Annotated in this window: 16 protein-coding genes and 1 pseudogene; 13 read left to right on the top strand and 4 right to left on the bottom strand. The window is 65.5% G+C overall.

Translation table 11 applies throughout. The features are described 5' to 3' along the window. The first annotated feature begins 207 nt into the window (after positions 1-207). The 3 genes from ACVIHF_RS36100 (at position 208) to ACVIHF_RS36090 (ending at position 2,142) form a co-directional block, all read left to right on the top strand. Positions 208-996: an alpha/beta fold hydrolase gene (locus tag ACVIHF_RS36100; protein ID WP_253605899.1), complete on the top strand. Its 789-nt coding sequence runs from the start codon at positions 208-210 to the stop codon at positions 994-996. Then, a complete protein-coding gene (locus ACVIHF_RS36095) occupies positions 993-1,328 on the top strand; it encodes a hypothetical protein (RefSeq protein ID WP_253605897.1) in 336 nt (111 codons plus the stop codon). The genes ACVIHF_RS36100 and ACVIHF_RS36095 overlap by 4 nt, the downstream gene beginning before the upstream one ends. Positions 1,329-1,467: 139 nt before the next feature. Further along, positions 1,468-2,142, top strand: coding sequence for a dienelactone hydrolase family protein (locus ACVIHF_RS36090; protein ID WP_253605896.1), 675 nt, complete (start codon positions 1,468-1,470; stop codon positions 2,140-2,142). A 131-nt stretch (positions 2,143-2,273) separates the two neighbouring features. Here ACVIHF_RS36090 and ACVIHF_RS36085 read toward each other — a convergent pair whose 3' ends face one another. The 3 genes from ACVIHF_RS36085 to ACVIHF_RS36075 all read right to left on the bottom strand — a co-directional run bounded on the left by ACVIHF_RS36085 (position 2,274) and on the right by ACVIHF_RS36075 (position 4,310). Further along, positions 2,274-3,017 (bottom strand): polysaccharide biosynthesis/export family protein, encoded by a 744-nt coding sequence (locus ACVIHF_RS36085; RefSeq protein WP_225646638.1) that lies wholly within the window; start codon positions 3,015-3,017, stop codon positions 2,274-2,276. A 173-nt stretch (positions 3,018-3,190) separates the two neighbouring features. Next, positions 3,191-3,847: a peptide-methionine (S)-S-oxide reductase MsrA gene (msrA, locus tag ACVIHF_RS36080; RefSeq protein ID WP_456793380.1), complete on the bottom strand. Its 657-nt coding sequence runs from the start codon at positions 3,845-3,847 to the stop codon at positions 3,191-3,193. Between the two features lie 145 nt (positions 3,848-3,992). After that, on the bottom strand, positions 3,993-4,310 hold the full coding sequence (locus ACVIHF_RS36075) for a hypothetical protein (protein ID WP_016842666.1): 318 nt from the start codon (positions 4,308-4,310) through the stop codon (positions 3,993-3,995). 373 nt (positions 4,311-4,683) lie between these two features. Here ACVIHF_RS36075 and rpsT point away from each other — a divergent pair, with 373 nt between their 5' ends. From rpsT to ACVIHF_RS36030, 9 genes are all read left to right on the top strand, one after another. Continuing rightward, positions 4,684-4,950: a 30S ribosomal protein S20 gene (rpsT, locus tag ACVIHF_RS36070; RefSeq protein WP_057015335.1), complete on the top strand. Its 267-nt coding sequence runs from the start codon at positions 4,684-4,686 to the stop codon at positions 4,948-4,950. A gap of 1,227 nt (positions 4,951-6,177) precedes the next feature. Next, positions 6,178-7,608 (top strand): chromosomal replication initiator protein DnaA, encoded by a 1,431-nt coding sequence (gene dnaA, locus ACVIHF_RS36065; RefSeq protein ID WP_057015334.1) that lies wholly within the window; start codon positions 6,178-6,180, stop codon positions 7,606-7,608. Between the two features lie 264 nt (positions 7,609-7,872). Then, complete coding sequence (gene dnaN / locus ACVIHF_RS36060) at positions 7,873-8,991, top strand: DNA polymerase III subunit beta (RefSeq protein ID WP_074126563.1); 1,119 nt, start codon at positions 7,873-7,875, stop codon at positions 8,989-8,991. 78 nt (positions 8,992-9,069) lie between these two features. Continuing rightward, positions 9,070-9,435: an endonuclease domain-containing protein gene (locus ACVIHF_RS36055; RefSeq protein WP_076824746.1), complete on the top strand. Its 366-nt coding sequence runs from the start codon at positions 9,070-9,072 to the stop codon at positions 9,433-9,435. Positions 9,436-9,508: 73 nt separating this feature from the next. Beyond that, positions 9,509-10,645 carry a DNA replication/repair protein RecF gene (gene recF, locus ACVIHF_RS36050; RefSeq protein WP_253605892.1) on the top strand — a complete coding sequence of 379 codons (1,137 nt, stop codon included), beginning with the start codon at positions 9,509-9,511 and terminating at the stop codon, positions 10,643-10,645. A 228-nt stretch (positions 10,646-10,873) separates the two neighbouring features. Further along, positions 10,874-13,309 carry a DNA topoisomerase (ATP-hydrolyzing) subunit B gene (gyrB, locus tag ACVIHF_RS36045; protein WP_018269243.1) on the top strand — a complete coding sequence of 812 codons (2,436 nt, stop codon included), beginning with the start codon at positions 10,874-10,876 and terminating at the stop codon, positions 13,307-13,309. A 165-nt stretch (positions 13,310-13,474) separates the two neighbouring features. Next, positions 13,475-14,767, top strand: coding sequence for a UDP-N-acetylglucosamine 1-carboxyvinyltransferase (gene murA / locus ACVIHF_RS36040; protein WP_028341392.1), 1,293 nt, complete (start codon positions 13,475-13,477; stop codon positions 14,765-14,767). Between the two features lie 141 nt (positions 14,768-14,908). Beyond that, on the top strand, positions 14,909-16,306 hold the full coding sequence (locus tag ACVIHF_RS36035) for an MATE family efflux transporter (RefSeq protein WP_092080955.1): 1,398 nt from the start codon (positions 14,909-14,911) through the stop codon (positions 16,304-16,306). Beyond that, on the top strand, positions 16,303-16,776 hold the full coding sequence (locus tag ACVIHF_RS36030; RefSeq protein WP_310882974.1) for a DUF2867 domain-containing protein: 474 nt from the start codon (positions 16,303-16,305) through the stop codon (positions 16,774-16,776). Before ACVIHF_RS36035 ends, ACVIHF_RS36030 begins: the two co-directional genes overlap by 4 nt. 14 nt (positions 16,777-16,790) lie before the next feature. Here ACVIHF_RS36030 and ACVIHF_RS36025 read toward each other — a convergent pair whose 3' ends face one another. Beyond that, a complete protein-coding gene (locus ACVIHF_RS36025; RefSeq protein ID WP_253605888.1) occupies positions 16,791-17,930 on the bottom strand; it encodes an FUSC family protein in 1,140 nt (379 codons plus the stop codon). A gap of 162 nt (positions 17,931-18,092) precedes the next feature. Here ACVIHF_RS36025 and ACVIHF_RS36020 point away from each other — a divergent pair. Next, a pseudogene (locus ACVIHF_RS36020) lies at positions 18,093-19,465 on the top strand (MmgE/PrpD family protein). Positions 19,466-19,475 lie beyond the last annotated feature (10 nt).

Below are 19,475 nucleotides of genomic sequence, written 5' to 3'. Positions count from 1 at the left end.
GGTTCCCGGCTGGAGGCAATCCAATTTGGAATTGCTCGAAAAGAATAAATTTCCGAAGATGACTGTTGTGCGATGCGGCAACGGCATGACGCTTTTTGGAATGGCAGCGTTGGTGTCTAATCGCCAGGCGCTTGCTCAAAGCGTCGGCAGCAAGCGCCGGCAACGCCGTCCGACGACAGCGGCGAGAGAAACACAAGGAGCCCGTCAATGGCCAAGCTCAACCGCAACGGCGTCGAGATCTACTACGAGGTTCACGGCAGCGGCCCGCCGCTGATCCTGACCCACGGCTATTCCTCGACCTCGGCGATGTGGCAAGGCCAGATCGAGGCGCTGTCGCGGCGACACAAGCTGATCCTGTGGGACATGCGCGGGCACGGCCAGTCCGACTATCCCGACGATCCCGATGCCTATAGCGAAGCGCTGACGATCGACGACATCGCCGCTCTGCTCGACGCCGCCGGCGCCGACAAGGCGATCGTCGGCGGGCTGTCGCTCGGCGGCTACATGTCGCTTGCCTTTCATCGCGCCCATCCGGAACGGGTGCGGGCGCTGCTGATCATCGACACCGGCCCGGGCTTCAAGAAGGACGACGCCCGTGAGGTTTGGAACAAGCGCGCCCGCGAGACCGGCGACCGCTTCGACCGCGAAGGGCTCGAGGTGCTTAGATCGTTGAGCGCCGAGCGCGCGTCGGTCACCCATCGCAACGCCAGGGGCCTCGCGCTCGCGGCGCGCGGCATGCTGGCCCAGCGTGATGCACGGGTGATCGAATCGCTGCCCGGGATCCAGGCGCCAGCGCTGGTTGTGGTCGGCGCCGACGACACGCCGTTCCTGGCGGCGTCCGATTACATGGCGGCGAAGATCCCCGGTGCACAGAAGGCGGTGATTCCGAACGCCGGCCATGCCGTCAACATCGACCAGCCGCAGGCCTTCATCACCGCGGTGCTGCCGTTCCTGGATGGCCTTGAGGCCGGCGCGCCGGGAAAGACCGCGCCATGAAGTCAGTCGCCGTTGCCTTGTTGCTGACTGCGGCCACGACAGGGGCGAACGCGCAGAAGCTGCCGTTCGTCACAGCCCCGTCCACTTTCACCGCGACGCTGTCCAACACCACGCCGCTGGCGTTCGGCATGGGCGTTGCGGACGCGCAGCGCGCGCTCGGCACGCCGCTCACCTATGTCAGCGGACGGCCCGGCAACGAGATATTCCTGACCTTCCGCGACCTCGGCGGCAGCGGGCTGTTTCCGCACCACGACCGTCTCTTCCTCCAATTCCGCAAACACCGGCTGACCGGCTGGAAGGCCGACTGGGGCGAGAACTGGATGTGGCGCTAGAGCATGGTCCGGAAAAGTGCGAAGCGGTTTTCCGAAAGGCCATGCTCAAACGAGAGCTAAAGCGCGATGACGATGTCATCGCGCTTTGGACCTCATCATCGAAAGCTTCATGCAACCCCCAAACTGACAAGGATGGACCATGGGACAAGACATCAAACTGAAAGCTTCCGACGGATTTGAACTCGGCGCCTACCGCGCCGATCCTGCCGGCGCGCCGAAGGGCGCGGTCGTCGTGATCCAGGAGATTTTTGGCGTCAATCACCACATCCGCTCGGTCTGCGACCGGCTGGCGAAGGAAGGCTATGCCGCGGTTGCACCTTCGATCTTCGACCGCATCACGCCGAACTTCCAGAGCGGCTATTCCCCCGACGAGATCGCCGAGGCGCGGAAGTTCGTCGCCAATCCGGACTGGGCCGCGATGCTGCGCGACACCCAGGCGGCGATCGACGCTGTGAAGTCGGTCGGTCCGGTCGGCATCATCGGCTTCTGCCTCGGCGGCAGCGTCGCCTATGCTGCCGCCACCAAGCTGGCCGGGCTGTCCGCCGCGGTCGGCTATTACGGCGGCGCCGTCGTGCGCTTCGCCGACGACAAGCCGGCGGTGCCGACGCAGCTACATTTCGGTGAGAAGGATGCCGGCATTCCCTTGAGCGATGTCGAGACCATCAAGTCGAAGCGGCCCGAGGTCGAGGTCTTCATCTATCCCGGCGCGCAGCACGGCTTCCATTGCGACGAGCGCGCCAGCTACGACAAGGCAAGCGCCGACATCGCCTGGCCGCGCAGCATGGAGTTTTTCGCAAAGCATCTGAAGAAGTGACGCTGCAAGCGTCATTCCGGGGCAATGCCCAGTATCGAACCACAGATGCGCAATTGCGCATCGGGGAATCTCGAGATTCCGGGTCTGGTGCTAACGCACCATCCCGGAATGAAGAAGGACACTATCCTTCTTCAGAACCAGCGCTCGCCGACGAATACCGTATCGCCCGGGCTCATCGGCGTGCCCAGCGGCACCACAAAGCGCCCGGAGCCGGACGCATCGGTGTGGGTCAGCGTCACGCTGTCGCGGCGGGCACGCGGCGAGAAGCCGCCGGCAATCGCGACCGCGCTCTCGACCGTCATGTTCGGCACGTAGGGATATTGGCCGGGGGCCTGGACTTCGCCGAGGATGAAGAACGGACGATAGGACTCGATCTCGACCGCCACCGAAGGCTCGCGGATATAGCCGTTGCGCAGCCGTGCCGAGATTTCGCCGGCAAGCCCGGCCGGCGTGCGGCCGCGCGCCGGCACCGAGCCGATCAGCGGCATGGTGATCGCGCCCGCGGCGTCGATCGCATAGGAATTGGTCAGGCCTTCCTGGCCGTAGACCACCACGCGAAGCTTGTCGCCGGGGCCAAGGTGATAGCCGTTGTCGTAACCGGCGGGGGGTCCACCCGGGGAGGCGGCGGCATAGACGACCGGTGCGGCATAGCCATAACCAGGGGACGTGCTGGCGAAGGCGGAACGCAATGCGCTGATCGCACCGCCGCCGCCTGCATCGGCAACCGGAGCGGGTGCGTAGGCCGGGCCGTAGGTGACGGCATCGACGCCTTGCGGGCCGACGGCGACGGGACCGGACGTGCTCATGCAACCAGACAGCGCGAGCGCAGCCACAACGGCAGTGATCGGCAATCGTAACGCGCGTGCAACCGGCACCGGACCTATCCCTCAACGGCGAGACAGGCCCAGTCTTGCACCACTTATGGTTAACAAAGGGTTTTCGAGGATCGAGCGGGAGGCCGGAACAGCCGGCCTCCCATTGGCTTGGAGCCGTGCCCGGGAAGAGCGCAAACCGGCTTTCCAGAGCGAGCTCTTTCTCAACAAGACGATCAGGCGGTGACGCCGACGCCGATCGGGCAGGACACGCCGGTGCCGCCGAGCCCGCAATAGCCCGCCGGATTCTTGGCGAGGTATTGCTGGTGGTAGTCCTCGGCGAAGTAGAATTCACCGGCCGGCGCGATCTCGGTGGTGATGGCGCCGAGGCCCTTGGCGGCAAGCGCCTTCTGATACATCGCCTGCGACTCATCGGCGGCTTTGCGCTGCGCGTCGCTGAACGTGTAGATCGCGGAGCGATATTGCGTGCCGATGTCGTTGCCCTGGCGCATGCCCTGCGTCGGGTTGTGGTTCTCCCAGAACGTCTTCAGCAGCTTCTCGTAGGAAATCTTCTTCGGGTCGAACACGACCAGCACCACTTCGGTGTGGCCGGTGCGCCCCGAGCATGCTTCCTCATAGGTCGGGTTCGGCGTGTGGCCGCCGGCATAGCCGACCGCAGTGGTGTAGATCCCCTCGCCGAGTTCCCAGAATTTGCGCTCCGCGCCCCAGAAGCAGCCGAGCCCGAACACCGCCTGCTCGAGGCCTTGCGGATAAGGCGGCTGCAACTTGCTGCCATTGACGAAATGGGTGATCGCGGTCGGGATCGGCGTCGCGCGGCCCGGCAGCGCCTCGGCGGCGCTCGGCAACGCGGTGGTCTTGCGCATGAACAACATGGACACCTCCAGGCGGGACATCGGCCGACGCGGCAACGGCCTGCGGGCCGGCTGTCACTTATATATGTCCTTACGCGGATGATGGCAGCCCCGTTACGGGGCACTGCGGCCAAGGGGAGTGCAGCCAAGGAGGGCTGCCGACAAGTCAGTCGCGCGCGTAGCCGATCAGGGGCTTACGCGGCCGGAACAGGATCATCAGCAGGATGCCGGCAATGCCGAGCACCGCGAATACCGGCTGCTCCAGAAGCAGGCGGATCACGTCATTCCAGAGCCAGGGCGCGAAGCGATCCACCCAGGCATGGAATGCCTGCTGGCTCGACTGGTGGATGTCGTTCCAGAACTGGCCGAACTGGGTGAACCGCAGGCTCTGGTCGGCGACGTAGCGGGCCCCGTCATAGACCATGAAGATGAAGCTGCCGGCCAGCAGCAGAAGGCCGATCAGACGGAAAAAGCCGCGGATCATGCGTCACCCTAACTCCCAGTCGCGCCCCACGCGTCGTCAGGCCTTACCGGGCGCCCCCCGGAAATTCAACCTCTTCAGCGGCTTATCCGGCCCCCGCAGGGACGATTTCGGGCCCTTTTGGGGTCCCGAAAGCGTTGACGCTTAAGCCCGCGCCATCTATAAGACCGACCGATGGCGGCGGGCGCAATCCTGCCGCCGCTGTTCTTTGGACAGTGCCGCATGCGGAGGCAGCATTTTGCGCTCTTCGCATGGCCGCCTCAAGGACACCCAAGAAAACCACCTTGGACAAATACATCAGAGTTGAGATTTGAACCGGCCGGTGCGCGCAAGCCCGACCACCGAGCGATCACCGCCGAAGGACAGTTAGAGAACCATGGCCAACACCACCTCCGCCAAGAAGGCGACCCGCAAGATTGCCCGCCGCACCATCGTCAACAAGTCGCGCCGCACGCAGATGCGTGGCGCGGTGCGCACCGTCGAGGAAGCGATCAAGAGCGGCGACCGCGAGGCGGCACTGAAGGCGATGAGCCGCGCCGAGCCCGAGCTGATGAAGGCAGCGCAGCGCAACATCATTCACAAGAACCTCGCGAGCCGTAAGGTGTCGCGCCTCACGCAGAGCATCGCCAAGCTCGCGAAGTAACGGCTTGCCACCAGAGCTGACTGGAAAACACATTTGTCACGAAGCCCGGCTCGCGCCGGGCTTTTTGTTTTTGTCTCGACTTTTGTCGTGGAAGTTTCATAGCGCGAGAACACTTCGCGTTGCCGCGCAACGAACTGCGTGTCATGTTTCGTCGCGTCCGTAGTTCTACCGGCTCGACATGCTTAACGCGCCGCACTCGCCCACAGATTGTTCTTCGCTAAGCTAGATAGATGGAATAGCGCGCGAGCATTTCGCGGACGAAACTTGCGAAGCGGGGTTACCCTGCAAAAGTAATCGAGAAAAATGACGTCTCGCGAATTACTTATGCACATAGCGCCGAACAGCGATTGGAAAAATGACCGGCGCGAGACCAAATGTAAATTTTCTATGAAAAATTTTTGGTATTGCACCGTCGTTTGTGACACGCGTGAATCTGTGCGCTGATTCAAAAACTTGCTTTCGCAACTCAGCATCGGCAACGCCGCAACAGTCGCGAAGAGTCTCGATCCCCGTCGAATCCACGGATTGTCAGAAAATCAGCTTGGTGTATTTATTTCTTGTTCGCGACGCCCACGGCTCTCCAGATCAGCGCGGTTTGAGACCCAGGGGCGGACGCACAAATCGGCGGCGGTGTGTGCGTTAGCGACGCTTTCCAAGCGAAGCTGAATTGACGGCTCATAGCGATATGAGGACGGTCGACCTGTGTCAAAATTTCTCCGGCGATGTCCCCGGCAATTTGGGGGATCGAACAAGAGAGACCAGGACGTCAGTCGGAATTTGGCAGCGGGAACGCGGAGCGAGTGAACGGGTTGACGACGACACGGCGGCGGCGAAGCGCCGGGCATTTCGGTGTTCGGTAGCAGCAGTTCGAATTTGAAGACACGAGCAAGCTGACAACTTGCCGCGATACGTCGCGGCGGGAGGGGGAGGTCATATGGCTTACGGTATCATCACTGCAGTCGAACCAACGACAGCCGAAGCGCAAATTTCCAGTGGTGCCGTAATCAACCCCTCGGACGTCAGCTCCCACCCGAAGCGTCCGTCGAGTACGCGCTGACCTCGCGGGGCGCATCTTCTCCAAACAGCTGATCTGTCGGGTGGCGCATGGACGCCACACGGGAGAGCTTTGTCCGGAGCAGACCGCGCCCGCTAGAGGTCGCGCCGCGGCAGGAAACCTGCACGGCGCTTTCGCAACGATCATCTCTCAGACTTGGAAGTACGAAGGCAATGACGAACACGGAACAGGATCGCTGGTCGCGGGTGAAGGGACGTTTGCGGACGAGCGTTGGCGAGGACGTCTACACGAGCTGGTTCGCTCGGATGGATCTGGAGAGCGTGCACGACGAGAGCGTGCACCTGTCGGTTCCGACCCGGTTCCTCAAGAGCTGGATCCAGGCGCACTATGCCGAACGCGTGCTCTCCTGCTGGCAGGCCGAGATGCCCGAAGTGCATCGCATCGACCTCACCGTGCGCTCGGCGATCCGCGCGACGGCTCCGGTGAAGGAAACGGTTGCGCCCGTCGAAGTGCGCCGCATCGAGCGCACTGACGGCCGGCTCGTGCCTGAACTGCGCTCGGTTGCGACCGCGCCGGTGTCCGCGAGCCACGACGCGCTCGGCGGCTCGCCGCTCGATCCGCGCCTGACCTTCGCCAGCTTCGTCGTCGGCAGGTCCAACACGCTGGCTCATGCGGCGGCCCGCCAGGTCGCGGAAGGTCGCCGCGGCGATCCCGTGATGTTCAACCCGCTCTACATTCATGCCGGCGTCGGCCTCGGCAAGACGCATCTGCTGCAGGCGGTGACCTGGGCCGGCAATTCCGGCGGCGAGCGCAAGGTGCTGTATCTCACCGCCGAGAAGTTCATGTACGGCTTCGTCGCGGCGCTGAAGACGCAGACGGCGCTGGCCTTCAAGGAGGCGCTGCGCGGCATCGACGTGCTGGTCATCGACGATCTGCAGTTCCTGCAGGGCAAGTCGACGCAGGCCGAGTTCTGCCACACGCTGAACGCGCTGATCGATGCCGGCCGCCAGGTTGTGATCGCAGCCGACCGTCCGCCGTCGGATCTGGAAAGCCTCGACGACCGCGTGCGCTCGCGACTTGCGGGCGGCCTCGTGGTCGAGATGGGCTCGCTCGGCGAGGAGCTGCGGCTCGGCATCCTGAAGTCGCGCGTCGCCGCCGCCCGCGCCCACCATGCGAGCTTCGATGTACCGGAGGAAGTGCTCGACTATCTGGCGCGCACCATCACCCATAACGGCCGCGACCTTGAAGGCGCGATCAATCGCCTGCTGGCGCACTCCAAGCTCAACAACCAGCCGGTGACGCTGGAGATGGCCGAGCGCGAGGTGCGCGACCTGATTCGCCCGCAGGAGCCGAAGCGGATCAAGATCGAGGACATCCAGCGCGTGGTCGCCCGGCAGTACAATGTCAGCCGCTCCGACTTGCTGTCGTCCCGCCGCACCGCCAATGTGGTGCGCCCGCGCCAGGTCGCGATGTATCTGGCGAAGACGCTGACCTTGCGCTCGCTGCCGGAGATCGGCCGGCGCTTCGGCGGCCGCGACCACACCACGGTGTTGCACGCCGTGCGCAAGATTGAGGCACTGGTCGCCAAGGACACGGCGCTGTCGGAGGAAGTCGAATCGCTGAAGCGCCAGCTGCAGGAATAGGGCCGCTTCATCCGGCCGGATCGTTCCATAGCCCTCCCCTCGCCAAAGGGGAGGGCTAAACTTTTTTCCGACCCAAAACGTGGGGAACGGGGCTCGTTTCGCGCCCGTATCCCTTGCACCGGCCGCCCATCCGCGCCACCTTGCGGTCCCCCCGTGGGTTTGATCAAATCCGGTATTGATCCGGCTTTTCGGGTTTCCAATGCCGCGGTGCTGCCCTGAACGGCCGCCCGGCTTTTCCATCTGAGGGATCTGGCGGGTATTGCAATGAAGGTCACCGTCGAGCGCGCGCAACTCCTGAAATCGCTGGGTCACGTTCACCGCGTGGTCGAGCGCCGCAACACCATCCCGATCCTCGGCAACGTGTTGATCCGCGCCGAGGGCGCCAAATTGTCGCTGAAGGCGACCGACCTCGACCTCGAGGTGACGGAGACCTTGGCCGCCGAGACCGGAACCGCCGGCTCGACCACGGTGCCCGCGCACATGTTCTACGACATCGTCCGCAAGCTGCCCGACGGCTCGCAGATCGTGCTGGAAGCCGACGGCGACCGCTCGGTGCTGGCCGTGCGTGCCGGCCGCTCGCGCTTCACGCTGCAGACGCTGCCCGAGAGCGACTTCCCGGGCCTTGCCGCCGGCGACATGACGCATTCGTTCTCACTGCCGGCGTCCGACATCAAGCGCCTGATCGACCGCACGCAGTTCGCGATCTCGACCGAAGAGACCCGCTACTACCTCAACGGCATCTATCTGCACGCGGCCGGCAGCGCCAAGGCGGCGACCCTGCGCGGCGTTGCGACCGACGGTCACCGGCTGGCGCAGATCGACCTCGCGCTGCCCAAGGGCGCAACCGGCATGCCCGGCGTGATCGTCCCGCGCAAGACGGTCGGCGAGGTGCAGCGGCTGATCGAGGGCGACGACGCCGAGATCTCGATCGAGCTGTCGGACGGCAAGATCCGCTTTACGCTCGGCAATGTGGTGCTGACCTCGAAGCTGATCGACGGCACCTTCCCGGACTACGGCCGCGTCATTCCGCAGAACAACGACAAGGAACTCGTCGTCGACAAGAAGGATTTCGAGGCCGCCGTCGACCGCGTCTCGACGATTTCCAGCGAACGCGGCCGCGCGGTGAAGCTCGCACTGTCCGCGGGCAAGCTGGTGCTCTCGGTCACCAACCCGGATTCCGGCAGCGCCACCGAGGAGCTCGAGGTCGAGTACGCCTCCGACGCGCTCGATATCGGCTTCAACTCGCGCTATCTGCTCGACATCGCCGCCCAGATTGAAGGCGAGGTCGCAGTGCTGAAGCTCGCCGATCCCGGCTCGCCGACCCTTGTGCAGGACCGCGACAGCAAGGGCGCGCTCTACGTGCTGATGCCGATGCGGGTGTGATGACCCTCTCTTCACGAGCAACTGCACCCTCTCCCCTTGTGGGAGAGGGTGGCGCCGCAGGCGCCGGGTGAGGGGTTGGTGCCGCGAACGCCGCACCATCGACCGACCGATGAACGCCTCCGCAGCTTCGCAAAGAAGATGCGCCGGGAGCCGACTGACGCGGAAGCGAAGATGTGGCGCCTGCTGCGCGATCGGCGCCTGTCGCACTTGAAATTTCGAAGGCAGGTTCCATTTCGAAATTACATTCTCGACTTCGCGTGTTTCGAGAAGCGCCTCGCCATCGAGATCGACGGCGGTCAGCACGCTTCGTCGCCGCGTGATGCATCCAGGACTGACGCGCTTGCGGCGGAAGGCTTTCAGGTCTTGCGCTACTGGAACAATGACGTATTGCGGACGCCCGGGGCGGTGCTGGAAGACATTGTCGCCAAGCTTGCCGAGCTGTGAGATACCCCTCACCCGTCGCCTCACTTCGTGAGACGCCACCCTCTCCCACAGGGGGAGAGGGGAAGGAAGAGAGATGACCCCGTCCCGCATTCACCGCCTGTCGCTGACGCATTTCCGCAATTACCGGACGGCGACGCTGCAGGTCGCCGGCGACATGGTGGTGCTGGTGGGGCCGAACGGCGCCGGCAAGACCAATTGCATGGAAGCGGTCTCGTTTCTGTCGCCGGGCCGCGGCCTGCGCCGCGCGACGCTGGAGGACATCGCCGACAACCAGGGCGACGGCTCCTGGGCGGTCTCGGCCGAAGTCGAGGGCGCGCTCGGCCTTGCGACGCTCGGCACCGGTATCGATCCGCCGACCGGTGACGCCGGCAACACAAGGCGCTGCCGCATCGACCGCGAACCGGTGGGGTCCGCAACCGCGTTCGGCGATCATCTGCGCATCGTGTGGCTGACGCCGGCGATGGACGGCCTGTTCATGGGCGCCGCCTCGGAACGGCGGCGCTTCTTCGATCGCCTGGTGCTGGCGATCGATTCCGAGCATTCCAGCCGCGTCTCGGCACTGGAGCGCTCGCTGCGCTCGCGCAACCGGCTGCTCGAGGTGCGCAACTATGACGACCATTGGTGTGACGCGATCGAGCGCGAGACCGCCGAGCTTGCGGTCGCGGTCGCCGCATCGCGGGGCCAGACCGCCGCCAAGCTCGCCGTGATGCTGCGCGAGCGCGGCGCTGCCTCGGCCTTCCCCTCCGCCGAGATCATGCTCGACGGCTGGATGGAGAACGCACTGCTGCAGGAGCCCGCAACGGCGGTGGAGGACCGCTACCGCGAGATCCTGCGCGCGAGCCGGCCGCGCGATGCCGCCGCCGGCCGCACGCTCGACGGCCCGCATCTGACCGATCTGCAGGTGATCTACGCGCCGAAAAGCATGCCGGCGCGTGACGCCTCGACCGGCGAGCAGAAGGCGCTTTTGATCGGGCTGGTGCTGGCGCACGCCACGATGGTCGCGGAGATGACCGGCATCGTACCGCTGCTGCTGCTCGACGAGGTCGTCGCCCATCTCGATCCGAACCGCCGCAAGGCGCTGTTTGACGAGCTCGCCAAGCTCGGCGCGCAGGTCTGGATGACCGGCGCCGATCCCGCGGCGTTCGTCGATATCGGCCCGCTGGGGGAGATTTTCGACGTCGAATCCGGCCGCGCGACGCGGCGCGGCTGAGGGTGCGGAATCTGCTCCGAGAGGGGCCCGAATCCGCCTTCGAAACGGGCTTTTCGAGACCGCCGGAATCGGCCTTTGAAAGCCTTGAAACAGGCCTAAAAAATCCTATTTATTCAATAGTTTGTAGATGGAGACTTTGCGCTAGGCGCAACCCCTCTTTCATGGCACAAATAGCGGAATCAGCGCCTCATATTGCGCAGCTGATTCGGATATCCTCGAAGGCCTCACATGACTGAACCTGCCCGGCAGACCCCTGCCGAATCTGAGCATCCCGTTCCGGCCGAATATGGCGCGGAATCGATCCGGGTGCTGAAGGGCCTCGACGCCGTCCGCAAGCGCCCCGGCATGTATATCGGCGACACCGACGACGGTTCCGGCCTGCACCACATGGTCTACGAGGTCGTCGACAACGCGATCGACGAGGCGCTGGCGGGCCATGCCAGCCGCGTCCTGGTCACCCTCAACGCCGACAATTCCGTCACCGTGTACGACGACGGACGCGGCATTCCGGTCGGCATCCACAAGGAGGAGGGCGTCTCGGCAGCCGAGGTCATCATGACCCAGCTGCACGCCGGCGGAAAATTCGACCAGAACTCCTACAAGGTCTCCGGCGGTCTGCACGGCGTCGGCGTCTCCGTCGTCAACGCGCTCTCCAGCAAGCTCGCGCTGCGGATCTGGCGCGACGACAAGGAGCACTACATCGAATTCGCGCACGGCGATGCCGTGGCGCCGCTCAAGGTGGTCGGCGATGCCCCTGGCAAGCGCGGCACCGAGGTCACTTTCCTCGCCTCGGTCGAGACCTTCAAGAACATCGAATATGATTTCGCGACGCTGGAGCACCGGCTGCGCGAGCTCGCCTTCCTCAATTCCGGCGTCAACATCGTGCTCTCCGACATGCGTCATGCGGTCGAGAAGCGCGAGGAGATGCACTATTCCGGTGGTGTCGAGGAATTCGTCAAATATCTCGACCGCAACAAGAAGGCGATCGTGCCGGCGCCGATCATGGTGCGCTCGGAAGCCAACGGCATCGGCGTCGAGGCGGCGCTATGGTGGAACGACAGCTACCACGAGAACGTGCTGTGCTTCACCAACAACATCCCGCAGCGCGACGGCGGCACCCATCTGGCCGGCTTCCGCGGCGCGCTGACGCGCCAGGTCAACGGCTATGCCGAGGCCAATGCGAAGAAGGAAAAGATCGCGCTGACCGGCGACGATTGCCGCGAAGGCCTCACCGCGGTGCTGTCGGTGAAGGTGCCCGATCCGAAATTCTCGTCGCAGACCAAGGACAAGCTGGTGTCCTCGGAGGTTCGACCGGTGGTCGAGAACGTCCTGAACGAGGCGCTCGCCGCCTGGTTCGAGGAGAATCCGAAGGAAGCCAAGGAGATCGTCGGCAAGGTGATCCAGGCCGCTGCGGCCCGCGAGGCCGCGCGCAAGGCGCGCGAGCTGACCCGCAAGAATCCGCTCAGCGTCTCCTCGCTGCCCGGCAAGCTCGCCGACTGCCAGGAGAAGGACCCGGCCAAGTCCGAACTGTTCATCGTCGAGGGCGACTCGGCAGGCGGCAGCGCCAAGCAGGGCCGCAACCGTGAATTCCAGGCGGTGCTGCCGCTGCGCGGCAAGATCCTCAATGTCGAGCGCGTCCGTCCCGACAAGATGCTGTCGTCCGAGCAGATCGGCACGCTGATCACCGCGCTCGGCACCGGCATCAGCGACGATTTCTCGGTCGACAAGCTGCGCTATCACAAGATCATCGTGATGACCGACGCCGACGTCGACGGCGCCCATATCCGCACGCTGCTGCTGACCTTCTTCTATCGTCAGATGCGCTCGATCATCGATGGCGGCTATCTCTATATCGCCCAGCCGCCGCTCTATAAGGTCTCGCGCGGCAAGTCCGAGCAATACCTGAAGGACGAGCGCGCCCTCGAGGACTATCTGATCTCGACCGGACTCGACGAATGCGTCTTCAAGCCGGCCTCCGGCGACGACCGCTCGGGCCGTGACCTGCTGTCGCTGGTCGAAGACGCCCGGGTCATCCGCTCGGTGCTGCGCAACCTGCACAGCCGCTATAATCGCGCCGTCATCGAGCAGGCCGCGATCGCGGGCGTGCTCAATCCCAGGATCACCGGCGATATCGCCACCGCCAATTCGGCGGCCGAATACATCGCCAAGCGGCTGGACGCCGTGGCCGAGGAGGTCGAGCGCGGCTGGATCGGCACCTTCACGGAAGGCCAGGGGTTCCAGTTCGAGCGCACCGTGCGCGGGGTCAGGGAATTCGCCGTGATCGACGACGCCTTCCTCGGCTCGGCCGACGCCCGCAAGCTCGACGAATACGCGACCGAACTGCAGGAGATCTACGTGCGCGCGGGCAAGCTGCGGCGCAAGGATGCCGAGCAGATCATCCACGGCCCGATCGACCTGTTCGAGGCCGTGACCGACGCCGCCCGCAAGGGCATCTCGCTGCAGCGCTACAAAGGTCTCGGCGAGATGAACCCGGAGCAGCTCTGGGAGACCACGCTGGACACCGAGGCGCGCTCGCTGCTGCAGGTGAAGATCAAGGAGGTCGACGAGGCCGACGATATCTTCACCAAGCTGATGGGCGACGTGGTCGAGCCGCGCCGTGAGTTCATCCAGGACAATTCGCTCAGCGCCACCATCGACATCTAGGGTTCTGCGCACGGCCGGGCGGGCGTGCACTTCTCGGCGCCGGCGCGGCGCTACCTTTCGTGTGGAAGCTGCGCCGGAAGTTGTGTTACGGTGCCGGACGGCCGTTGATTCCGTTGTGGAATTTCCAACGGCCCAGTCTGAATGATGCGTTAGGGGACATTCCGCGTGCCGCCGATCCAATACATCGTCGAAGGCGGCCGCCGCCTTTCGGGCACCATCGAGCCGTCGGGCAACAAGAACTCCGCGCTGCCGATCATCGCCGCGGCACTGCTCACCGAGCATCCGGTCACACTGACCAACGTGCCGCGCATCCGCGACACCGAAACGCTGGTCGAATTGTGCCGCTCGGTCGGCGCCACCGCCGAATGGACCGAGCGCAACACGCTGCAGATTCATGCCAAGGAGATTCGCGCCGCCGATCTCGATCCGGCGCTGTGCGCGCGCATCCGCGCCTCGATCCTGCTCGCAGGCCCGCTGCTCGCCCGCTGCGGCGAGGTCGCGCTGCCGCCGCCCGGCGGCGACGTGATCGGCCGCCGCCGGCTCGACACGCACTTCCTGGCCTTCGAGCAGCTCGGCGCCACCGTCACCGCGACGCACCGGCTGGAATTCCGCGCCACGCGGCTGAAGGGCGCCGACGTGTTCCTCGACGAGCCCAGCGTCACCGCGACGGAGAACGCGCTGGTCGCCGCGGTCGCCGCCCGCGGCACCACCTATCTGCGCAACGCGGCCTCCGAGCCGCATGTGCAGGACCTCGCCAATTTCCTGATCGCGCTCGGCGCCAGGATCGAAGGTGTCGGCACCAACACCATCATCGTGCACGGGCCGGCAACGCTCGGCAGCACGACTTTCGCGATCCAGCCCGACCATATCGAGGTCGGATCGCTGATCGGGCTCGCCGCGGTGACCCGCTCGCCGCTGCGCATCGCGCGCGCCGGCGTCGAGCATCTGCGCTCGATCCGGATGGGCTTTGAGCGGCTCGGCATCGTCTGCGGCGTCGAGGGCGACGACCTCGTCGTCCCGTCCGGCCAGACCATGAAGATCCAGGACGATTTCGGCGGCCATGTGCCGAAGCTCGAGGACCAGCCCTGGCCGGCCTTCCCGGCCGACCTGATGTCGATCGCGATCGTCACCGCGACGCAGTGCGACGGCGTCATCCTGATGCACGAGAAGATGTTCGAATCCCGGATGTTCTTCGTCGACAACCTGATCGCGATGGGTGGCCGCATCGTGCTGTGCGACCCGCACCGCGCGATCGTCGCCGGCCCCAGCCGGCTGCGCGGCGCGCCGATGAACTCGCCCGACATCCGGGCCGGTATGGCGATGCTGCTGGCCGCGGTGTGTGCCGAGGGCACCTCCACCATCAACAACGCCGACCAGATCGAGCGCGGCTATGAGCGGATCGATGAGCGGCTCAACGCCCTCGGGGCCAAGATCAAGCGGATTCCCGCGCGATCGTGATCCGGGCCCGATCCGGAAAAGTGTAAAGCGGTCTTCCGGTCTCAATTGACAATCTGGGACGCGACGACCTCTGCGTGAGATCGTCGCGTTTGCGCAACTTGGCCATCCTTCCGGCCGGTTTGCCGTGCTAAGCGTGCCGTCATGACCTGCATCGACAAGATCGACCCGGCCGCGCCGAACGCGGCCGTTGTCGTCCCTCGCAACCTGCTCACGGCCGAGCTCGCGGAAACGCTGAAGCTCGCGGTGCCGCTCGCGCTGACGCAGCTCGGGCAGATCGCGATGATGACGACCGATCTCGCCTTCATCGGCCGGCTCGGCAGCGAAAACGTCGCCGCCGCCGCGCTGGCGCACACCGTGTATTTCGTCAGCTTCACCATCGGCATGGGCATGATGTCGGCGGTCTCGCCCCTTGCCGCGCAGGCGTTCGGCGCGCGCAACCCCCGCGTGATGCGGCGCGCGCTCCGCGTCGGCCTGTGGGCCGGCTTCTTCATGGTGCTGCCGCTGATGGCGCTGCCGTTCCAGGGTGAGCGCATCCTGCTCGCGCTCGGCCAGACCCAGGCCACCGCGCATCTGGCGCAGCAATATCTGTTCGGTCTCGCCTGGGGCATCCTGCCGGCGCTGTGGTTCATCGCGCTCCGCGGCTTCATGAGCGCGGTGAACCGGCCGGAGCCGGTGCTATGGATCACGCTCGCGGCGATCCCGGCCAATGCGCTGATGGTCTACCTGTTGCTCTACGGCAAATGGGGCATGCCCGAACTCGGCATGTTCGGCGCCGGACTTGCGACCACGATCGTCAATCTCGGCACCTTCCTTGCCGGCGTGTGGTTCGCGGCGCGCCGCCGCCCGTTCCGCAAGTACCACGTATTCAGCCGCGTCTGGCGCATCGACTGGCCGCTGATGGGCAAGCTGGTCGCCGTCGGCGCGCCGATCTCGATCGCCTTCCTGCTGGAATACGGCCTGTTCGGCGCGGCCGGACTGCTGATGGGGCTGATCAGCACCACGGCGCTGGCCGCGCACCAGATCGCGCTGCAGATCGCGGCGATCCTGTTCATGGTGCCGTTCGGCGTCAGCATGGCCGCCACCGTGCGGGTCGGCCAGGCCGTTGGCCGCCGCGATACCGACGCTGTGCAGCGTGCCGGCTTTGTCGCGATCGCGCTCAGCGGGATCTTCATGAGCGTCATGACGCTCGCGGTGATCCTGGCGCGCTTCGAGATCGCAGCGCTGTTCCTCGGCGAGGCCTCCGACACCACCGCGCAGCTCACCGCGGCGCTGCTGTTGATCGGGGCGACCTTCTTCATCGCCGACGGCATCCAGACCACCACCGCGGGCGCGCTGCGCGGCATGAACGACACCCAGGTGCCGCTGCTGTTCGCCGTCATCAGCTATTGGCTGATCGGCTTCGCGTCGGCCTCCGCGCTCGCCTTCTGGGTGAAGCTCGACGCCGCCGGTGTCTGGATCGGGCTGTCGCTCGGGACGGCGGTCTATGCGACCCTCCTTGTCTTGCGTTTCCGCCTGCTGGCACGCAGACTGGGCAAATGAGGGTCGACGAGGTCACGCCGAACGTGGATTCCGCCGCGCTGCTCGCCGGCGCGCAGTTCGTCGACGCGTTCCGCATCGCGACCGCGCGCCCCGACCTCGATGCGCGGCACGCCGCCGAGGCGATGGTGGCGCGGCAGCCGCGCTGGATCGAATGGCTGCTTGCCCTGCGTAATTTCATCGTCGCGCCGCTTGGCCTGAAAACCTCGGGCGCAGCCGACGGCGCGACACGCGACATGATCGGGATCTTTCCGGTGGTCAGTGAGACGCCGGAGCGGCTGGTCGCGGGCTTCAACGACAAGCATCTCGACTTCAGGCTCGTCGTCGACGTCGCCTCCGCGGGAGCTGTGCGCAGCATCACCGCGACCTCGCTGGTGCTCACCCACAACTGGTTCGGGCGCGCCTATCTCGCGGTAATCCTGCCGTTCCACCGCCTGATCGTGCCCGCGATGCTGCGCAAGGCCGGAGGCTGAACTACTACTCGATCTCAAGCCGCGCTCTTCTCCGGCGTGTCGGCGACGATCTTCTCGGAGGCCTCGGCGTTGGTACACCAATTGCCGTGGCAGCGCTTGAGGTCGTTGAGATTCTGCCGCATCTGGTCGAGCGAGAAGCCAAGCGCATAGAAGCGCTCGGCGGCATCGACCGGCAGGCCACGGATCAGCCCATCCCTTCGCACCGCGGCGACCTCCTCGCTATACGCATGCAGCGCGGCATCGACCGGCACCATGTCGGCCGGGCCGCTGCCGGCGCGCAACGCGGTCGCGACCGCCACCATGTAAGTCACGATCGCCTTGCTGACGTCGGCCAATGGCCGCGCCAGCCTCGCCTGGATATCGGCCGGCAGCGGCACCACACAGGCACGCCCGATCATCACGACGTCGTGCCGCAGCCGCTGGATGGTTCGCAGCAACGGCCCGGTGTCCGGTCCCGACGACAGATGCATCGAGCGCTCGCGCTCGGCCTCGAGGCCGGTCGCGTGCAGATTGCTCACCGCGGTGCCGATGCCGTCCTGGATCCGGTGCAGCGCGTCGTTGTCGAGGCCGCGGGTCAGGCCGGCGAGCAATTCGGCGAACGCCGCCGACAGCAGCTCCAGCAGGTTCGATGCATTGACCCTGATCTGACTGACCGCGCGCGACGGCAGCACCAGGAACGAGATCAAAAGCCCGGTGAGCGCGCCGACCGTCACCTCGAGGACGCGGTCGATCGCGGAATCCAGCGGGTTGGAGTGATGCATCGTCGGCAGCAGCAGCACGATCACTGCCGTCACGGTCGCAGAGTTCAGGCTCGGATTGAGCGCGGCGATGAAGGCCAGCGGCACGATCGCCAGCACCAGCAGCGCCAGCAGGCTGCCCTCGCCGGAATGCGGGATCAGCACCGCGATCGCGCCGCCATAGACGGCGCCGCCGATGGTACCGAGCATGTAGTCGCGGCTGGCCTTCAGCGAGCGGCCGACGCTCATCTGGGTCACGATCAGCGAGGTCAGCACCGCCCAGAGCGGCAGCATCAGGTTGAACGCCAGCGCGATGGTATAGGCCGCCACGCCGGCGGACGCGATCCGGACCGCCAGCGCCAGCTGCGTCTTGCGAGCCCAGAGCTGGTCGAACATGCGTTTTGCGAAGGTCCTCATGCACCGTGATCCGCAATCAAAGGAAAGGCCCGTGTTACATGACTTGAAGCTAACCGACCTGAAGCTAACCGATTTGGAGCATGGCAGCTGCCCGCGGCGGCAAGGTGGCTTGAAAGGCCTGACCTGCCCGCCTACCCTGCGCCGCAAAATTGAGGAAACACGATGGCCCACGAAACCGCAACGCTCGCCGCCTACGTCGCCGACCTGAAATATTCCGACATTCCGCCGGAGGTGCTGGAGCGCGCCAAGGTTTTGACGCTGGATTTCCTCGGCAGCACCATCCGCGCCCGGCGCGATGCGGAATCGACGCCGTCGCTGATGAAGATGCTGGAGGCGCTGGCGCTCGACGGCAAGGGCGAAGCCACCGTATTCGGCGACACCAAGACCTGGACCCCGGCGGTCGCGGCGCTGCTCAACGGCGCGCTCGGCCATTCGCTCGACTTCGACGACACCCATGCCGATTCCTCGCTGCATCCGAGCGCACCGGTGGTGCCCGCCGCGTTCGCGGTCGGCGAGATGGTCGGCGCCTCCGGCCGCGACGTGCTGACCGCGATCGTCGCCGGCTATGAGGTGTGCTGTCGGCTCGGCAACGCGCTCGACCCGACCTCGCATTACGCCCGCGGCTTCCACCCGACTGCGACCGCCGGCACCTATGGCGCCGCCGCGGCGGCGGCCAAGCTATTCGGGTTGTCGAAGGAGCAGATCGTCTCCGCTTTCGGCGTCTCCGGCAGCCAGGCCGCGGGCTCGCTGCAATTCCTGGTCAACGGCGCCTGGAACAAGCGCTACCAGGTCGGCGCCGCCGCGATGAACGGCGTGATCGCCGCGACCCTGGCGCGCAACGACTTCATCGGCTCGAGCGAGTCGGTCGAAGGCAAGCACGGCCTTCTGGTCGGCTATACCGATGACGCTCATCCGGACAAGGCGGTGGCGGACTTGGGCCACACCTATGAGACGCTGAAGATCGGCGTGAAGCCGTATCCGAGCTGCCGCTACACTCACGCCGCGATCGACGCGCTGATCGCGATGCGACGCGAGCACAATCTGACGCCGGACCAGATCAGGAAGGTCGAGATCGGCCTGCACCGCAACGGCATCACGCTGACCGGCGACGCCGCCACCAAGCGCCACCCGACCTCGGTGGTCGGCGGCCAGTTCTCGATGTTCTTCACCGGCGCGATCGCGCTCGACCAGGGCCATTTCGGCTGGGACGATTACGACCGGCTGGGCGACAAGGCCATCGACGCGCTCGCCGACAAGTTCGACGTGGTGCAGGACGACCGGCTCGAGGTCGGCCGCACCCATCCGTTCGGCGCCCGCGTCTCGATCACGACAGACGACGGTACCCATGAGCGCCTCTACGCCGATCCCTCCGGCGAGCCGACCTCTTCTTCCCCGACGCAAAGGCGATGCAGCAGAAATTCCTGACGCTGGCTCGCCCGGTGCTCGACAAGCGCGCCGACCAGCTCGCCGACGCCATCCTGACGCTGGAACGCTTCGATCGCGTGGAGAAGGCAACGCAGCTGGGAAGGCAGTAGGCGGGGCGTC

The sequence above is a fragment of the Bradyrhizobium sp. USDA 4506 genome (assembly GCF_054058795.1).
Note: the sequence above shows the minus strand (reverse complement) of the source record. Positions and strands in the feature narration are given on the sequence as shown.